The following is a 16,383-nucleotide window of genomic DNA, read 5'->3' on the forward strand; positions in this document are numbered from 1 at the left end:
GCTCGCCGCCGGTCGCCGTACACCGGTGACAGCGTGGCCTGCGGGGAAGAGGTGTTCGGTGTGACGACGGCCATCGCCGCCCGCTAGCCACACCCCCCGGGGGTATGTTACGGTGCCGTGAGAGATACCCCGTGGGGGTATCGCGTGGAGGGAGTTGTGATGGAGACCGTCTACACCGTCAAGGGAATGACCTGCGGGCACTGCGTGAACTCGGTCAGCGCCGAAGTCGGCAAGATCGACGGCGTGACCGGCGTACAGGTCGACCTGGCGACCGGTGCGGTCACCGTGACCAGCACCGAGCCGCTGCAGCAGACCGCGGTCGCCGCCGCGGTCGACGAGGCAGGCTACGAACTGATCGGAGCACAGTCATGAACACCCCGCTCAAGCTGAGCCTGTACGGGCTCGGCCTGGCCGCGGTCTTCGCAGCGTCGCTCGGGGCCGGCCACCTGGCCGGCCCCGGCTCCGCCGCCGACAACCCCCAGCCGGCGAGCCCGGCGCACGGCGGCCACGCCGCCACACCTGCCGCCCCGCAGCCGGCCGAGGTGCCCGGCGGGTTGCAGACCGCCGAGGACGGCTACCGGCTGCAGCCGCTGACCACCGCCCTGTCCACCCAGTCCCCCACCGCGCTGCGGTTTGCGGTCCTGGGCCCGGACGGCAAGCCCGTCACCGCCTACACGCCCACCCACGACAAGGACCTGCACCTGATCGTCGTGCGACGGGACCTGACCGATTTCCAGCACGTCCACCCGACGCTGGGTCCCGACGGCGTGTGGCAGATCGACCTGAAGGCGCCGGCCGCCGGGCAGTACCGGCTGTTCGCCGACTTCCAGCCCGCCGGCCGCGACCAGTCGCTGACCCTCGGCGTGGACCTGCCCGCCGCAGGTGACTATCAGCCGCAGCCGCTGCCCGCGCCCGCACGCACGGCCACCGTCGACGGCTACACCATCACCTTCGACGGCGACCTGGTGCCCGGCACCTCGTCGAAACTGACCCTGTCCGTGACCAAGGACGGCGTGCCGGTCACCGACCTGCAGCCGTATTTGGCCGCCTACGGGCACCTGGTCGCGCTGCGTGACGGCGACTTGGCCTACCTGCACGTACACCCCGACGGCACACCCGGCGACGGCCGCACCGCCGCCGGACCTCAGATCGTTTTCCACGCCGAGGTCCCCTCCGCCGGGGCTTACCGGCTGTTCCTGGACTTCCAGCACGCCGGCGTCGTACGCACCGCCTCGTTCACCGCGGTGGCCGGGCAGGCCGCCGCACCGGCGCCCGCGCCCAGCGCCGCGGCGCCCAGCCCGTCGCACGGACACGAAGGAGGGCACTGATGAGCACCGACAGCAAGCCGCTCACCTACGCCACCCAGCAGATCGAGCTCGCCATCGGCGGCATGACCTGCGCCTCCTGCGCCGCGCGGATCGAGAAGAAGCTCAACCGCATGGACGGTGTGTCCGCCACGGTCAACTACGCCACCGAGAAGGCGTCAGTGACGTTCCCCGACACGCTGTCACCCGATGACCTGATCGCCACAGTGCAGGCCACCGGCTACACCGCCGCCGTACCGACACCCCCGCAAGCCGAACCCGACCAGCAGGCCGCACCGGCAGACGAGCTCGCCGGGCTGCGCCGACGCCTATGGAAATCGCTGGTCCTGGCGGTGCCGGTCGTGGTCCTGGCAATGGTCCCGGCGTGGCAGTTCACGAACTGGCAGTGGCTGTCGCTGACCCTGGCCGCACCGGTCGTGGTCTACGGCGGCGCGCCGTTCCACCGTGCCGCGTGGGTCAACCTGCGCCACGGGGCCGCGACCATGGACACGCTGATCTCCGTGGGGACCCTGGCCGCGTTCGGGTGGTCGCTGTGGGCGCTGTTCTTCGGCACCGCGGGCACGCCCGGCATGACGCACCCGTTCAGCCTGTCGATCTCCCGCAGCGACGGCTCCGGCAACATCTACCTCGAGGTCGCTGCTGCGGTCACCGTGTTCATCCTCGCCGGCCGGTTCTTCGAGGCCCGGTCCAAGCGCCGCGCCGGCGCGGCCCTGCGGGCGCTGCTCGAACTGGGCGCCAAGGACGTCATCGTCCTGCGTGACGGCCGCGAGCAGCGCATCCCCGTGGCGCAGCTGGCCGTCGGAGACAGTTTTGTGGTCCGGCCCGGGGAGAAGATCGCCACCGACGGCCTTGTCGCCGACGGCAGTTCGGCGGTGGATGCCTCGATGCTGACCGGTGAGTCGGTGCCGGTCGAGGTCGGTCCCGGTGACTCCGTGGTCGGCGCGACCGTCAACGTCGGCGGGCGGCTGGTCGTGCAGGCGACCCGGGTCGGTGCCGACACGCAGTTGGCGCAGATGGCGCGGCTGGTCGAGCAGGCCCAGACCGGCAAGGCGGCCGTGCAGCGGCTGGCTGACCGGATCTCGGCGGTGTTCGTCCCGATCGTCATCGCCCTGGCGGTCGCGACGCTGGGGTACTGGCTGGGCACCGGCAACGGTGTTGCGGCGGCGTTCACTGCCGCGGTCGCCGTGCTGATCATCGCGTGCCCCTGCGCGCTGGGGCTGGCGACGCCGACGGCGCTGCTGGTCGGCACCGGCCGCGGCGCGCAGCTGGGCATCCTCATCAAGGGTCCCGAGGTGCTCGAGTCCACCCGGCGGGTCGACACCGTCGTGCTGGACAAGACCGGCACCGTCACCACTGGCCGGATGACCCTGGTCGACGTCGTCATCGCCGACGGCACCGACCGGGCCACCGCGCTGCGGCTGGCCGGCGCGGCCGAGGCCGCTTCCGAGCACCCGATCGCTCAGGCCATCGCCGCCGCGGCGGCCGAAGACGGGGACCTGCCGCCGGTGTCCGGGTTCGCCAACACCCAAGGCCTGGGTGTCACCGGCACCGTCGAGGGCACTGCGGTGGTCGTGGGCCGGGCGGCGTTGCTGGCCGAGCACGGTCTGAGCGTGCCTGCCGAGCTCGACGCCGCCCGCCAGATCGCGGAGCAGGCCGGGCGCACGGCGGTGCTGGCCGGCTGGGATGGTGCCGCACGTGCGGTGTTCGCGGTCGCCGACGTGGTCAAGCCGACCAGCGCCGCCGCGGTCGCCGGGCTGCGGGCGCTGGGGTTGACGCCGGTGCTGTTGACCGGGGACAACACCACGGTCGCCAAGGCGATCGCGGCCGAGGTCGGCATCGAGCAGGTGATCGCCGAGGTCATGCCCGCAGACAAGGTCGAGGTCGTCAAGCGGCTGCAGGGCGAGGGCAAGGTCGTGGCGATGGTCGGTGACGGCGTCAACGACGCCGCCGCCCTGGCCCAGGCCGACCTCGGGCTGGCGATGGGCACCGGCACCGACGCCGCGATCGAGGCCGCCGACCTGACCCTGGTCCGCGGCGACCTGATGGCCGCGGTCGACGCGATCCGGCTGTCGCGGCGCACCCTGGCGACGATCAAGACGAACCTGTTCTGGGCGTTCGCCTACAACGTCGCCGCCCTGCCCCTGGCGGCGCTGGGGCTGCTGAATCCGATGATCGCCGGTGCGGCGATGGCCTTGTCGTCGGTGTTCGTGGTGTCCAACAGCCTGCGGCTGCGCGGCTTCACCACCGTCACCGCACGCTGACCCACCGCTGGTGGCACCGCCTGTAGGGGCGATGCCACCAGCCCGCATTTACGAGAGGCGAACCGACGATGCCGACCCCCCTCGACGCTGCGGGTACATGCCGGGTGGTGCTGTGCCGGGGCTGCTGCTGCGGCACCGTCAGCAAGCATCCCGACACCGACCACCAGCAGCAGGCCGAGCAGCTGCGCCAAGCCCCCGGCGTCGACCTGACCGTCACCGGCTGCCTGGGTAACTGCGAGCGCAGCAACACCGTCGTGGTGGCGCCCAGCAGAGCTGGGCGAGCCGCGGGCGGGCGGGCGACGTGGTTCGGACGCATCCTCGACCCGCAGTCGACACAGTCCCTGGCGCAGTGGATCGCCGCCGGCGGCCCTGGCCTGGCCGAGATCCCGGCTGAGTTGGCCGAACGGGCGCAGCCGCCGGGTCGGCGCCTGGACGCTGAGCAGCGTGCCGGCGCACGCTGACGCACCGCCCCGGCCCAGCCCCGCCGGCCGGGGCGCACCGTATCCTTGCGGGGTGCAGCACTTTACGACACGACCGGCGGGCAAACCGCTGCGTGTCGTGCTGGTCGCGCTGCTGCTGGCCGGGCTCGGGCTGTGGCAGTCCTGGCAGTGCACCGACGACATGGCACCACTGATGATGCCGGCGGCGATTGCCGCCGGCACCGGTTCACACGTGCACGGCGGTGCCCACGAGCAGGTTCCGGCCGACGACGGCGGCCACGGCGGCCTGGTCGTTGCGTGCATGAGCGTGCTGGCCGCGGTCGCCGGTGCGCTGCTGCTGATGGGTGCGCCACGACGGCTGCTGGTGATGATCGCCCGTGCCGTACAGATGCTGCTACGCCCGATCGGGCCGCTGCCGCGTGCGGCGACGCTCGCGCAGTTGTGCGTCCTGCGCACGTAGGAGAAACCCGCCCCAAAACATCTATTCCAATGGATGCGTTGTTGTCGGTTTCATTCCTCGCGCGAAAGGTTTTCTCTCACAGTGTCGACAAGTCTGTTCTCCGTGCTGCTGCTGGGCCTGCTGGCCGGCGGCGTGTCCTGCGCCGCCGTACAAGGCGGCCTGCTGGCAGGCCTGGTCTCCCGCCAGCGCCAACCTGTCACCACAGGCCCGCGCCCCCGCGGCGCCGCCCCGGCCCCCACCCCCGGCATCGGTGACGACCTCGCCCCCGTCGGCGGGTTCCTGGCCGGCAAACTCGCCTCCCACACCCTACTCGGCGCACTGCTCGGCGCGGTCGGCACCGCCGTCGAGCTCGGGGTGCACCTGCGTGCCATGGTCCAGATCGGCGCCGGCCTACTGATCATCGCCATGGGCCTGGGGCAGCTCGGCGTCAGAGCGTTCAGCGGCCTGACCTTCACTCCCCCTGCCTCGTGGACCCGCCTGGTCCGCGGCCGCGCCCGCTCCCAGTCCGCGCTCGCCCCGGCGGTGCTCGGCGTGACCAGCGTCCTCATCCCGTGCGGGGTGACGCTGTCGGTCATGGCCCTGGCGGTCACGTCCGGGTCGCCGTGGCAGGGTGCGCTGATCATGGCCGTGTTCGTCATCGGTACCGCGCCGCTGTTCACCGTGCTCGGCTACGCCGCCGCCCGTGCCCGCCGCGCCGCCGGCGCGTGGGCCAAGCGCCTAGCGGTCGCGACCGGCGTGGTCGTCCTGGCGCTGGGCGCCTACACCCTCAACGGCGGCCTTGAGCTGTCCGGGTCCCCGATCGCCGCCAGCAATGTCGCCTACGCTCTCGGCCTGTCCGGCGACGCACCCGCGGAGGTCACCGGGCCGCGGGTCACCGTCGACGGCGGGCAGCAGACCGTGATCGTCACCGCGCAGACCGGGGCCTACACCCCGAACAATCTCGAGGTCGCCGCCGGGCTGCCCACCACCCTGATCGTCCGCTCGGACAAGGCGCAGGGCTGCGTGCGCTCGTTCGTGATCCCCAGCCGGGGCGTCGAGAAGATCCTTCCGGTCAATGGCGACACCCGCATCGACCTCGGCGTCCTCGAACCAGGCCGGTTGGCGTACTCCTGCGGCATGGGCATGTACACCGGCCGCCTGACCGTCACCCAGAAGGCGACGTCATGACCACCTTCACTTTCACCGTCACCGGGATGCACTGCGCCAGCTGCGGCCTGCTCATCGACGAAACCCTCGAAGAGGAGGTCCCCGGCGTGCGCCGCGCCGAGACCAGCGTGCGCAAGCACCGCACGGTCGTGACCGCCGACGACGACCTCGACCCGGCCGTCATCGCCGCCGCGATCACCGCCGCCGGTTATCCCGCGACCCTGACGGCCACGGCCTGACCGATCCGGCGGCGCCGCCGGTGACCTGACACGGTCGGCATCCCAGTGCCGGTGGCGGCCCAGCGGCCGTCACCGGCACCGCCACGCCGGCCGGGACGCCGACCCCGCCGACCGTCGAACCGCCACCAGTTACCGCAAAGCGCCATTAGCGCGCTCCTATCCGGCTTAACGTGGTCGAGGTTGCTGGACACGCCTGGAGGGGTCGACATGAGTTCTGCTGTCCGCATGATGGCGGTCACCACCGCGGTGCTGCTGAGCGCCAGTGCACTGTCCGGCTGCGGCGCCAGCACGCAGACCACGCCGTCCACGCATGTTCCCGCGGCCGTGCAGCCGAGCCCGACGCAGCAGTTCAATGACATCGACGTCCAGTTCGTCCAGCAGATGATCGTCCACCACCAGCAGGCGCTGATGATGGCCCAGATGGCCGCCGACAAAGCCGCCGACGCCGACGTCAAGCAGCTCGCCGTCGAGATCGAGCAGGAGCAGACGCCTGAGATCGAGCAGATGAGCACGTCGCTTGCGCAGTGGGGCAAGCCGGCACCGTCGATGGGGCCGGGCATGGCGATGCCGTCTATGCCGATGGGCCCCGGCATGATGCCGTCGATGGGCCCGATGCCCGACATGGGCCAGATGCAGAACATGGCCGGCGAGCAGTTCGACCGGATGTTCCTGCAGATGATGATCGCCCACCACGAAGGCGCGGTCGCGATGGCCGAGGCCGAGATCGCCGGTGGTGCGGACCCGGCCGTCATGCAGCTGGCGGAGAAGATCCAGGCCAGTCAGAGCGCCCAGATCGAACAGATGCGCCAGATGCTGGGCGCCACGCCCAGCCCCACCAGCTGACCTCACATGCGGCTGCCCAACCAGATTCCATCCGATGCTGGCGCTTGCACCATCTTGCGCGGTTCGACGGCTTCGGCAAGGTGCCGATGCGCGAGCAGTCAGGACTGCCCGGCGTCTCCTGCCGCCGCACCGGCATTCCGTCAGACTCGCCCTGTTCATGCGCATAGAAGACGATCCGCGCGGGTATAGGTGCGGCCGTACCGATCGAAGGAGACGCCATGACCAACGTGACCATGCCCATGCTCGAGACGTACCCGCTGGAGATCAACCTCGACCGGCGCCAGCTCGCCGCCGCGATCGACTCGCTGATCTCGTGCAGCGAGGCGTGCACCGCATGTGCTGACGCCTGCCTGAGCGAGCCGATGATCGCCGAGCTGGCCAAGTGCATCCGCACCAACCTCGACTGCGCCGACATCTGCCAGGCCACCGCCCGCGTGCTGTCACGGCACACCGGCTACGACGCCAACATCAGCCGCACCCTGCTGGAGGCGTGCGTCATGGCCTGCCGCACCTGCGCCGACGAATGCGAGCGCCACGCCGACATGCACGAGCACTGCCGCATCTGCGCGCAGGCGTGCCGGGACTGCGAGGCTGCCTGCCAGCAGCTGCTGGCAGCGATGAAGTGAGGCGTCGTCGGTTCGGCTGAAAGGACGGGCTGCTGGCTGGCGGACAGTGCTGGACAGCGACCATTTGTGACCGTGACACTGAGTCGGCAGCCGGTCGTGGTGTTGTGCTGCCTGTCGCAGACCGACGCCGTTCTCCCTTGTCCACGCTCGGCGAGTGTTTGGGCGAGCCGGTCCCCGCTTCATCGGTGGGTGGGACAACGCGGAGCAGTCGATGGTTGATCGGCAGCTGAAGAACCTTCAGCATCCCAGGTTTGCCCGCTTCTACACGGCGATCAGCACGCGAGCCGAAGCTCATGGTGGCGCCGAGCACCGTGCTCGGCTTCTGAAAGGGCTGGCCGGGACGGTGATCGAGGTCGGCGCGGGCAACGGCCTCAACTTCGCCCACTACCCGCCCCACGTCACCCGCGTGCTGGCTGTAGAACCCGACGACACTCTTCGTGCGCTGGCACGGCGTGCCGCGCAGCGGGCTCCCGTGCCGGTGGAGGTCGTCTCCGGGCACGCCGATGCGCTGCCTGCGCCAGACGGCGCCTTCGACACGGCGGTGATCTCCCTGGTCCTGTGTACGGTGGCCAACCCGGTCCACGCGCTCGCCGAGATCAGACGTGTGCTGCGCCCGGACGGGCAGCTTCGTTTCTACGAGCATGTCCGCTCCGACAAGCTCTTGCTGGCACTGTTGCAAGACCTGATCGCCCCGCTGTGGGCACGTCTGGCCGGGGGGTGCCGCCCCAACCACGACACCGCTGCGGTCATCGCAGCTAACGGGTTCACCATCAGCAGCTGCCAGCGGTTCGGGTTCAGTCCCTGTTCGGCCGTGCCCCGATTCGCCCACATCCTCGGCGTCGCCTACCCGACCTCAGGCGACCGGCGGGCCGCCTAGGCCAACCAGGCGGCCATCGCAGCGCCGGCGCGGATTGTCGCTGCGCCTGCGCAAGCCGCTCCACAGCCCTACGTCGGCCTGCGCGCTGTCCTGCGGGCTGGCTGCCGATGCGCGTTCGACGCAGGCGGCGTGCTCGGTAGAATTCTACGACTTCGTGTAGGAGGTGGCGGGTTGGGGCGGCGTGGTGTCGGAGAGCTGGAACGAGCGGTCATGGCGGTGCTGTGGTCGGCCGGCGAGGCGTTGACGGTCCGGCAGGTGCTCGACCGGCTGGCCGACAATTCGATCGCGTACACGACGGTGATGACCGTGCTGGACCGGCTGGCGGGCAAAGCCTCGGTACGCCGGGAGCGCGACGGTCGGGCCTGGCGGTACCGGCCGGCGGCGTCGCGGGAGGATGTCGTCGCCGAGCTGATGCGCGACGCGCTGGAGCGGGCCGGTGACCGCGGTGTCGCGCTGGCCCGCTTCGCGCAGCTGGTCTCCGGTGAGGACGCTGCGGCGCTGCGGGCGGCGCTGGACGCCGACGGCGGCCGGTGATGCGGCACGTGCTCAGCCACGGCGGGCACTACCTGGCTGTGATCGCGCTGTGCGTGACCTGCGCCAGGCCGCTCGCCGCTGCGGAGTGGACGCGCCGCGCTCCTGGCCTGGCGATCGCGGTGTGGCAGGCGCTGATGTTGTCGGTGTGGCTGTCACTGGTGGGCCTGTCGCTGTCGGTGGCGCTGGCGGGCTACCGCACCGGTGAGCTGGCCGGATTGGTGCGGCTGGCCGGTGACGCCGATCCGGCACTGGGACCGGTGCAGTGGACGGCGCTGGCGGCCGCGGCGGCGCTGACGTGCGCGCTGGCGGCGCTGACCGGCCGGTTCGCGGTGGGCGTGCTGCGGGCCCGTCGGCGGCACCGTCACCTGCTGGATCTGGTCGGCACCCGCGACGGCGGGGACGTGCAGGTGCTGCCACACCCTGCGGTGGTGGCGTACTGCCTGCCCGGGCGGGGTGGGCGGCTGGTTGTCAGCAGCGGTGCGGTGGCCGCGCTGAGCTCGGCCGAGCTACGGGCGGTGCTGGCGCACGAGCGGGCGCATGCCGCCGAACGCCACGATCTGGTGCTGCTGCCCTTCGCGGCGCTCGCGGCACTGCGCCTGCCGCTGTCGGCGCTGTCGCTGCAGGCGGTGTCGCTGCTGGTGGAGATGCGCGCCGACGACCGCGCGTGCGCGGCGCAGGGCAGGGACGCGGTGCGGCGGGCGTTGCGGGTGTTCGCCACGGCCAGCTTGGCCGCGGTGCCGGCCGGTGCGCTGGGCGCGGCGGGGCAGGTGGCCGAGCGTTTGCGGCGGGTGGACGCCGGTCTGCCGCGGTTACGCGCCGGCGCGGCTGCGCTGGTGGTGGCGATGACGGTCACCGTCGCCACGACCGCGCCGAGCCTGATGCTGCCCTGGTAGCCGGCGCCGACAGGCCCCGTGGTCTACTACATCGAGTAGTAGACCACGGAGTGGAGCTGTCATGTCCTTCACCGACTGGGCGGGCACGTCCGACGCCCTGCTGGTAGTCGCCATCGTCGGATACATCGCAGCCATGGCCCTGCACGCGGCCGAACTCGTCGCACCGGCGCGGGTGCACGTCACCGCAGGCGCCGGTGTCACCGCCAGCGCGCCGGTCACCGACGGGCACCGCGCGCGGCTGCTGGGCCGCGCCGCCCTGGCCGTAACGGCCGCCGCGGTGCTGACGCACCTGGGCTGCGCCGTCACCCGCGCGCTGGCCGCGGGCCGGGTGCCGTGGGGCAACATGTACGAGTTCATCGTCGCCTCGTGCCTGATCGCGATGCTGACCTGGCTGGCCATCGCGCTCACGCGGCCGGTGCGGGCCGTCGGGCTGTTCGTCACCCTCACCGCGGCGCTGCTGCTCGGCGGAGCAGGGAGGGCACACGTACAGGCCGAGGCGCTCATGCCGGCACTGCAGTCGCCGTGGCTGCGCGTTCACGTCGCCGCGGCAGCCCTGGCCACAGGACTGTTCCTGATCGGGTTCGTGGTTACCGCGCTGTACCTGCTGCGCACCCGCCACGACGCCGACCCGGCCCGCCACGCGGGCACGATCGGCGCGCAACTGCCCGCCGCCGTGGGCCTGGACCGCATCGCCCTGCGCATGCACGTCATCGCGTTCCCGATCTGGACGTTCGCCATCGCCACCGGCGCGATCTGGGCCGAAGCGGCGTGGGGCCGCTACTGGGGCTGGGACCCCAAAGAGACGTGGGCGTTCGTCAGCTGGGCGCTGTACGCCTGCTACCTGCACGCCCGCACCACCACCGGATGGCGTGGCAAGCGCGCCGCGGCGCTGGCGTGCGCGGCCTGGGCCAGCATGCTGATCAACGTGTTCGCGGTCAACATCCTGGTCAAGGGGCTGCACTCCTACGCAGGATGGTGACCGCCTCTCGTGCCGGACACTTCCGCTCATTCAAGCGCTGCCGGCGCGGGCCGGTGTGGTGCAGGAAAACGCGCCACACCGGCCCGTCCTGCTAAGGCTGCCCGGTGTCGGAGCGGGGGTCGGTGAACCAGTTCTTGGCGAACGTATTGAGCGCCGGCAGGTCGAACTGCTGACACATGAGGGTGTCGTAGCGGTTGACGGCCTTGAACGCGCCGGTCAGGCCCGGTTCGGCGCCGCCGGCCACGCCCTTGCCCTCGTCCCCGGCGATGTAGGACGCGAGTTCAGTGAGCTGGGCGGCGGGCAGGTCGGGCCGGTAGTGCACGATCACCCAGCTGTCGCCGATGACGTGGCCGAAGTCCTTCCAGGGCGGGGTCTGCGCCGGGTTGAAGAAGTCACCGGACGGGTGCCCGCCGTCGGCGGGGTAGGTCTCGGTGCGTTCGCGGACCTGGCAGCTGCCGATCGCCGTCGGTCTGGACTCGGTCTCGGCTTCGTCCGGGGCGGTGCTCACGCCGATGACGCCGGTGGCCAGCAGCAGCGCGGCGACGACACCGACGCCGGCGAGGGTGGCGTGGGTGGCCTTCCAGGTGTGGCGCCAGGTCAGGTAGGTCTTGGCGACGTCGCCGGCCATGTACATCAGCCCGAGGGCGAGCAGCTGGCCGAGTTCGACGCCGACGTTGAAGCTGATGACGCGGGCCAGTAGCGGCATGGTGTCGTGGGGCAGGCCGATGTCCTGCAGGCGGGTGGACAGGCCCAGGCCGTGGATGAGCCCGAACCCGAGGACGCTCAGCCCGAACCAGCGCCAGGTGGTGGGGCGGCCGAAGAATCCGACGACGCCGACGAACACCAGGCTCAGGGCGATGACGACGTCGACAAAGGTGGCGTTGATGCGCCACCCGGCCATGGTGGCGATGATCAGGGTGGTGCTGTGCCCGAGCGCGAACAGGAAGATCATCTGCGCGCCGCGGCGGATACCGCCGGACAGCAGCAGCACGCCGCCGGCGAACAGCAGGTGGTCCCAGCCGGCGAGCATGTGGATGAACCCGGACCAGATGAAGCTGTACCAGCGTCCGCCGGTGCCGGTGACCCCGTGTGCCGAGGCGGCGGTCGCGGTGAGCGCGAGCAGTGCCGCGGTCGCGGCGGTGACGGTGAGGGTGCGGGCGGTGAGCCTGCCCAGCGGGGTGTGCGGGGCCGGGCGATCGTAGGGCAGGGTGGGGTTGTTCATGGGTTGCCTTTCTGCATGACGGAGCCTGCGCCGGAGTTCGTCGTGGTTCCGGCGTGGTGACGGGAGGGGCTGTCAGGCAGGAGGTGCTGGTGGACCCCGGCCGGCGCAGGCGTGCGGCCAGTGCAGGGTCGCGGGTGCCGCGACGGTGGTCAGTCCGCGGTGTGGCCGCCAGGCGGGGATCGTGGTGGTGTCGGGTGCGCTGAGGCGGCGCGCGGCGCGCTGTACCGCGGTGACCGACGAGCGCCACAGCAGCGAGATGCCGACACCGATGAACAGGTAGGTGGCCAGGCCGACCGCCGCGACCACGGGTGGTGGCAGCTGATGGCCGCCTGCGGTGATGTGTTCGGCGTATTCGGCGGCCACGTATGCCAGAGGTGACAGCGCCGCGGCGACACGCATGTCAGCGTGCCTGCGCCGGCGTCCCGAGGCGGGCTTGCCGGGGCGTGCCGGGGCCAAGGCGGCCAGGAACACTGCCAGCAGTGATGCCACGCCGAGCGCGGCCGCGGCGACGATCACCGACGGCAGGTAGCCGTGGATGTGACGGGCACCGCCGTGCTCGTGAGCCAGCAGCAGGTCGACGGCGGCGTGCGCACCGGCCCAGCCCAGCATGCCGAACGACACCGCGGACAGGGCAAGGCTCGCCCGGGGCCGCCGCACCGTGCTCACCGCCTCACCTCCTACCGCGTGTCACAGCCATCCTGCGGTAGTGGTCGCGGTTCGGCGAGCCGTGGTTCCCGCCGATGGCGAACAGGTGACCGCGGGGACAAGCCCTGTGGTGCGGCATGGATGAGCCCGAGGCTGACCCGCCGCCGGCCGCTGCCGACCGGATGTCGCCGCCGGCAGCGGCCGGCGTTCAGGCGACGTCGCGGCGGGTGCTGAACACGACCGCGGCCGCCGCGAACAGCACGGCATACCCGGCCAGTAGCGCCGCGGCACCTGACTGCGGCAGCCCGTCGGCGATCGAGGCAGGCAGGCGACCTACGGCGGTGCCTGCCGAGAAGGGCAGGTAGCGGGTCACGTCCCGGCCGGCGACCTGACCGACGATGCCTTCGACCAGTGCGAGCCAGGCCAGTGAGGCGGCGACCGCGACGGCGAGGTTGCGCACCAGTGCGCCGACCCCGACGCCGATCGCCGCGAACGCGGCGTTCCACACGACGCCGCCGGCGGCGGTGCGCCACAGTTCAGGCTCCGACCAGGGCATGGTGTGACCCGCGGCGGTCAGCCACACCCAGGTCACCGCCAGGGACACCGCCGCGCCCGCTACGCCGAGACCTGCGCCGACAAGGGTGGTGGCGGTCAGTTTCGCGGCGACGACCCGGCCGCGGCGCGGTGTGCCCAGGTAGGTGTCGGTGATGGTCTTGTGCCGGTACTCCCCCGCGACCGCGGAGATGCCCAATATCAGCGCGACCAGCGACGTCAGGCCGACGTGCGCGACCGCGCCGATCGCGGTCGCCGCCTGGTCGAGGGGCATGTTCGACAGCGGCCCGGCCGCGCCGACGGTGATGAGGGTCAGTTGGACGGCGAGCAGGATCCACAGGCCGCGGGTGGTGCGCAGCTTGAGCCATTCGTTGCCGATGAGCGTGAGCACGGTGGGCGTCTCCTTCAGCGTGCCGCGGCGGCGGCTGCGGCGTCGTCGTGGTCGGTGGTCAGGCGCAGGAACGCTTCTTCGAGCGAGCCGGCCTCGGCCTCGAGCCGGTCGAGCGGTCCGTCGAAGGTGAGCCGGCCCCGAGCCACGATGATCACGCGGTCGGCGGTCTGGGCCATCTCCGACAGCACGTGGCTGGACACGATCACGGTGCGGCCGGTGGCGGCGCGTTCGCGCAGCAGGTCGCGCAGCCACGCCATGCCGGCGGGGTCCAGGCCGTTGGCGGGCTCGTCGAGGACCAGCACCTGTGGGTCACCGAGCAGGGCCGTGGCCAGCCCGAGGCGCTGGCGCATGCCCAGGGAGTACCCGCCGACCCGCCGACCGGCAGCGTCGGACAGGCCGACCTCGTCCAAAACCTCCTCGACCCGCGCCAGAGGTAGTCCGGCGGAGTACGCCGCGATGCGCAGGTGGTCGCGGCCCCGGCGCCCGGGGTGGAAACCGGTCGCCTCCAGCACTGCGCCGACCGTCCGGCGCGGGGACGGCAGGTCCGGGTATGCCCGGCCGCAGATCAGCGCCTGCCCGGCGGTGGGCCGGACCAGGCCCAGCAGCATCCGCAGGGTTGTGGTCTTGCCCGCGCCGTTGGGGCCGAGGAATCCGGTCACCTGCCCGGCGGGCACGTCGAAGGTGAGGTCGTGCACGGCCCGCACCGGGCCGAAGTGTTTGCTCAGCCCGCGGACCGAGATGTCGATGGACGCCACATGGAGCCTTCCTGACAAGGCCGGGCACCTGTCCCGGCGGCAGGCACTCACGATCGCCGCCGGCAGCAGGCCCTGTCGTCGCCGCGGCGCGCCATCTTCGGCATACCGCACATGCGGTACGCCACGTACCACCGCCCGACGACGCGGCCCTGGCCGGGTAGCCCTTAACCTGGTGTGATGACCGTGCTGGACCGGCTGCGCGCCGCCGCCGCGCGCCGCCCGCACGCCGACCTCGCGATCGCCGCCGTGATCTACACGGTCACGCTCGTCACCACGGCCGCCGGACCGGCCGGCGCCCCCATCGACGCCCACGGCCTCACCCTGGCCACCCTCACCTGCGGCGCGCTGGCCGCACGCGGCTACCGGCCGTTCCTGGTGCTCCTGATCACGACCGTCGGCGCCGAGGCTTACCTGCTGCACTACCACGACCACCACGGGCAGATGGTCCTCGCGGCACCGCTGATCGCTCTCTACACCGTCGCGGAGTCGTCCCACCGCCGCCGCTCCCTGCTCGTCGGCGGCCTGGTCATGGTTCTCTTCGGCGGCATCCACCTGCTGGTCAGACCCGCGACGTGGATCGGCGCGGAGAACATCGCCCTCGGCGCGCTCGGGGCCCTGGCCGTCGCGGCCGGGACCGCGTCCCGCCACCGGCGAGCGTGGCTCGCAGAAGCGCAGGCCGCAGCACGCCACGCCGAAGCCGACCTGGAAGCCGAAGCCGCGCGCCGCGTCACCGAGGAGCGGCTGCGCATCGCCCGGGAACTGCACGACGTCCTCGGCCACCACCTCGCCCTCATCCACGTTCAGGCAGGCGTCGCCGCCCATGTCCTCGACCAGCCCACCGGCGTGCAAGTCGCCCCGCCGCAGGCACGCGAGGCGGTGTCGCACATCGCTACCGCCAGCAAGACCGCGCTGGGCGACCTGGCCGACACCGTCGGCCTGCTACGCCAACCCGGCGACCAGCCACCTGCCGTGCAGCCGACGACCGGGCTCGACGGCATCACCGACCTGCTGCGCGCCTTCGAACGCCTCGGTCTGGCCATCACCGAACACACCGACGGCGCCGCACGCATGGTGCCCGCCGTCATCGACTTGACCGCCTACCGCATCGTGCAGGAATCGCTCACCAACGTGTGCAAGCACGCCGGCCCGGTCACCGTCGTCCTTTGTTGGAACTACCAGCCGCACACTCTGCACGTGACAGTGGAAAACACCCCCGGCCGGCAGCAAGCCCGTCCCGGCGCGCGCGGCGGCGCGGGACACGGCCTGACCGGGATGCGCGAACGCGTCACCGCCCTCGGTGGGGCCTTCACCGCAGGTCCACTGCCCGACGGCGGTTTCCGCGTCACCGCCGCCCTGCCCCTGACGGCCGGAGCCCCGGCATGAGCATCCGAGTACTGCTCGCCGACGACCAGCCCCTTGTCCGGGCCGGGTTCGCGTTCTTCGTCGATACGGCACCCGACATGCTCTTGGTCGGCCAGGCCGCCGACGGTGCCGAGGCCGTCGAACTCGCCACCTGCGCCGTGCCCGACGTCGTGGTCATGGACATCCGGATGCCGGGCCTGGACGGCCTGGCCGCCACCGCCCGCATCACCGCCGACCCCGCCCTGGCCGGCACCCGGGTCCTGATCCTGACCACCTTCGAACTCGACGAGTACGTCTACACCGCGCTACGTGCCGGAGCCGCCGGATTCCTCGGCAAGAGCACCGAACCCGCAGACCTGCTCGACGCCATACGCACCGTGCACCGCGGCGACGCGCTGCTGTCACCCAAGGCCGTCATAGCGCTGATCAACCGGTTCCTCACCCAACCCCAACAAGCCGATGCCGTGACCGGTGACCGGCTGGCAGCACTCACCGACCGGGAACGGCAGGTGCTGGGCCTGGTCGCCGCCGGGATGAGCAACGACGAGATCGCCGCACACCTGGTCCTCAGCCCCCACACCGCCAAGACCCACGTCAACCGGGCCATGACCAAACTCGGCGCCCGCGACCGCGCCCAACTCGTCATCGCCGCCTACGAATCCGGCCTGGTCACCCCCTCTCGCCAGCAGTGACCGCACGCCGGCCACAGCGTCCGGCTTCGAGCGTCGCCCCGCGGCGGTCGGTACGGGGGCGCTGGGCGGGCAGGGCAAGGCCCATCCAGCAGACGGGTTCCGGTGGCCGGTAACGCGATGATCGCTCGCCTCAGCCGTAAG

General features: G+C 71.7%; 18 protein-coding genes and 1 pseudogene. 15 read left to right on the forward strand and 4 right to left on the reverse strand.

What is annotated here, in order from left to right:
- The first annotated feature begins 159 nt into the window (after positions 1-159).
- The 13 genes and pseudogenes from FLL47_RS40885 (at position 160) to ccsB (ending at position 10,623) form a co-directional block, all read left to right on the forward strand.
- Complete coding sequence (locus FLL47_RS40885; RefSeq protein ID WP_144128068.1) at positions 160-372, forward strand: heavy-metal-associated domain-containing protein; 213 nt, start codon at positions 160-162, stop codon at positions 370-372.
- Entirely contained in the window at positions 369-1,328 is a 960-nt protein-coding gene (locus FLL47_RS40890) for a hypothetical protein (RefSeq protein ID WP_144128069.1), read from the forward strand. Before FLL47_RS40885 ends, FLL47_RS40890 begins: the two co-directional genes overlap by 4 nt.
- On the forward strand, positions 1,328-3,586 hold the full coding sequence (locus FLL47_RS40895) for a heavy metal translocating P-type ATPase (protein ID WP_144128070.1): 2,259 nt from the start codon (positions 1,328-1,330) through the stop codon (positions 3,584-3,586). Before FLL47_RS40890 ends, FLL47_RS40895 begins: the two co-directional genes overlap by 1 nt.
- A 68-nt stretch (positions 3,587-3,654) precedes the next feature.
- Positions 3,655-4,047: a (2Fe-2S) ferredoxin domain-containing protein gene (locus tag FLL47_RS40900; protein ID WP_144128071.1), complete on the forward strand. Its 393-nt coding sequence runs from the start codon at positions 3,655-3,657 to the stop codon at positions 4,045-4,047.
- 52 nt (positions 4,048-4,099) lie between these two features.
- Positions 4,100-4,486: a hypothetical protein gene (locus FLL47_RS40905; protein ID WP_144128072.1), complete on the forward strand. Its 387-nt coding sequence runs from the start codon at positions 4,100-4,102 to the stop codon at positions 4,484-4,486.
- Between the two features lie 81 nt (positions 4,487-4,567).
- A complete protein-coding gene (locus FLL47_RS40910; RefSeq protein ID WP_144128073.1) occupies positions 4,568-5,653 on the forward strand; it encodes a sulfite exporter TauE/SafE family protein in 1,086 nt (361 codons plus the stop codon).
- Entirely contained in the window at positions 5,650-5,871 is a 222-nt protein-coding gene (locus FLL47_RS40915; protein WP_144128074.1) for a cation transporter, read from the forward strand. Before FLL47_RS40910 ends, FLL47_RS40915 begins: the two co-directional genes overlap by 4 nt.
- 207 nt (positions 5,872-6,078) lie before the next feature.
- Complete coding sequence (locus FLL47_RS40920; RefSeq protein ID WP_144128075.1) at positions 6,079-6,714, forward strand: DUF305 domain-containing protein; 636 nt, start codon at positions 6,079-6,081, stop codon at positions 6,712-6,714.
- 218 nt (positions 6,715-6,932) lie between these two features.
- Positions 6,933-7,340, forward strand: a complete 408-nt coding sequence (locus tag FLL47_RS40925) for a four-helix bundle copper-binding protein (protein WP_144128076.1) — start codon at positions 6,933-6,935, stop codon at positions 7,338-7,340.
- Between the two features lie 211 nt (positions 7,341-7,551).
- A complete protein-coding gene (locus FLL47_RS40930) occupies positions 7,552-8,217 on the forward strand; it encodes a class I SAM-dependent methyltransferase (protein ID WP_144128077.1) in 666 nt (221 codons plus the stop codon).
- Positions 8,218-8,388: 171 nt separating this feature from the next.
- Positions 8,389-8,736, forward strand: a pseudogene (locus FLL47_RS40935) (BlaI/MecI/CopY family transcriptional regulator); the annotation flags it as partial.
- Positions 8,737-8,750: 14 nt separating this feature from the next.
- Positions 8,751-9,644, forward strand: a complete 894-nt coding sequence (locus FLL47_RS40940; RefSeq protein ID WP_144128079.1) for a M56 family metallopeptidase — start codon at positions 8,751-8,753, stop codon at positions 9,642-9,644.
- A gap of 61 nt (positions 9,645-9,705) precedes the next feature.
- The gene (ccsB, locus tag FLL47_RS40945) at positions 9,706-10,623 is read left to right on the forward strand and encodes a c-type cytochrome biogenesis protein CcsB (RefSeq protein ID WP_144128080.1); all 918 of its coding nucleotides are present in this window, start codon (positions 9,706-9,708) and stop codon (positions 10,621-10,623) included.
- A 91-nt stretch (positions 10,624-10,714) separates the two neighbouring features.
- On the opposite strand, the gene FLL47_RS40950 is transcribed toward ccsB, so the two are convergent.
- The 4 genes from FLL47_RS40950 to FLL47_RS44560 all read right to left on the reverse strand — a co-directional run bounded on the left by FLL47_RS40950 (position 10,715) and on the right by FLL47_RS44560 (position 14,188).
- Positions 10,715-11,845 carry a HupE/UreJ family protein gene (locus FLL47_RS40950; protein ID WP_144128081.1) on the reverse strand — a complete coding sequence of 377 codons (1,131 nt, stop codon included), beginning with the start codon at positions 11,843-11,845 and terminating at the stop codon, positions 10,715-10,717.
- Positions 11,846-11,917: 72 nt separating this feature from the next.
- Entirely contained in the window at positions 11,918-12,511 is a 594-nt protein-coding gene (locus tag FLL47_RS40955) for a hypothetical protein (protein ID WP_144128082.1), read from the reverse strand.
- Between the two features lie 187 nt (positions 12,512-12,698).
- Positions 12,699-13,433 (reverse strand): ABC transporter permease, encoded by a 735-nt coding sequence (locus FLL47_RS40960; protein WP_144128083.1) that lies wholly within the window; start codon positions 13,431-13,433, stop codon positions 12,699-12,701.
- Positions 13,434-13,447: 14 nt separating this feature from the next.
- Positions 13,448-14,188, reverse strand: a complete 741-nt coding sequence (locus tag FLL47_RS44560) for an ABC transporter ATP-binding protein (protein ID WP_144128084.1) — start codon at positions 14,186-14,188, stop codon at positions 13,448-13,450.
- A 177-nt stretch (positions 14,189-14,365) separates the two neighbouring features.
- Here FLL47_RS44560 and FLL47_RS44565 point away from each other — a divergent pair, with 177 nt between their 5' ends.
- Together FLL47_RS44565 and FLL47_RS40975 are read left to right on the forward strand one after the other, a co-directional pair.
- A complete protein-coding gene (locus tag FLL47_RS44565; RefSeq protein WP_144128085.1) occupies positions 14,366-15,571 on the forward strand; it encodes a sensor histidine kinase in 1,206 nt (401 codons plus the stop codon).
- Positions 15,568-16,242, forward strand: coding sequence for a response regulator transcription factor (locus tag FLL47_RS40975; protein ID WP_144128086.1), 675 nt, complete (start codon positions 15,568-15,570; stop codon positions 16,240-16,242). Before FLL47_RS44565 ends, FLL47_RS40975 begins: the two co-directional genes overlap by 4 nt.
- Positions 16,243-16,383 lie beyond the last annotated feature (141 nt).

It is taken from the genome of Catellatospora sichuanensis, assembly GCF_007483665.1.
In the GTDB taxonomy this organism is placed as follows: domain Bacteria; phylum Actinomycetota; class Actinomycetes; order Mycobacteriales; family Micromonosporaceae; genus Catellatospora; species Catellatospora sichuanensis.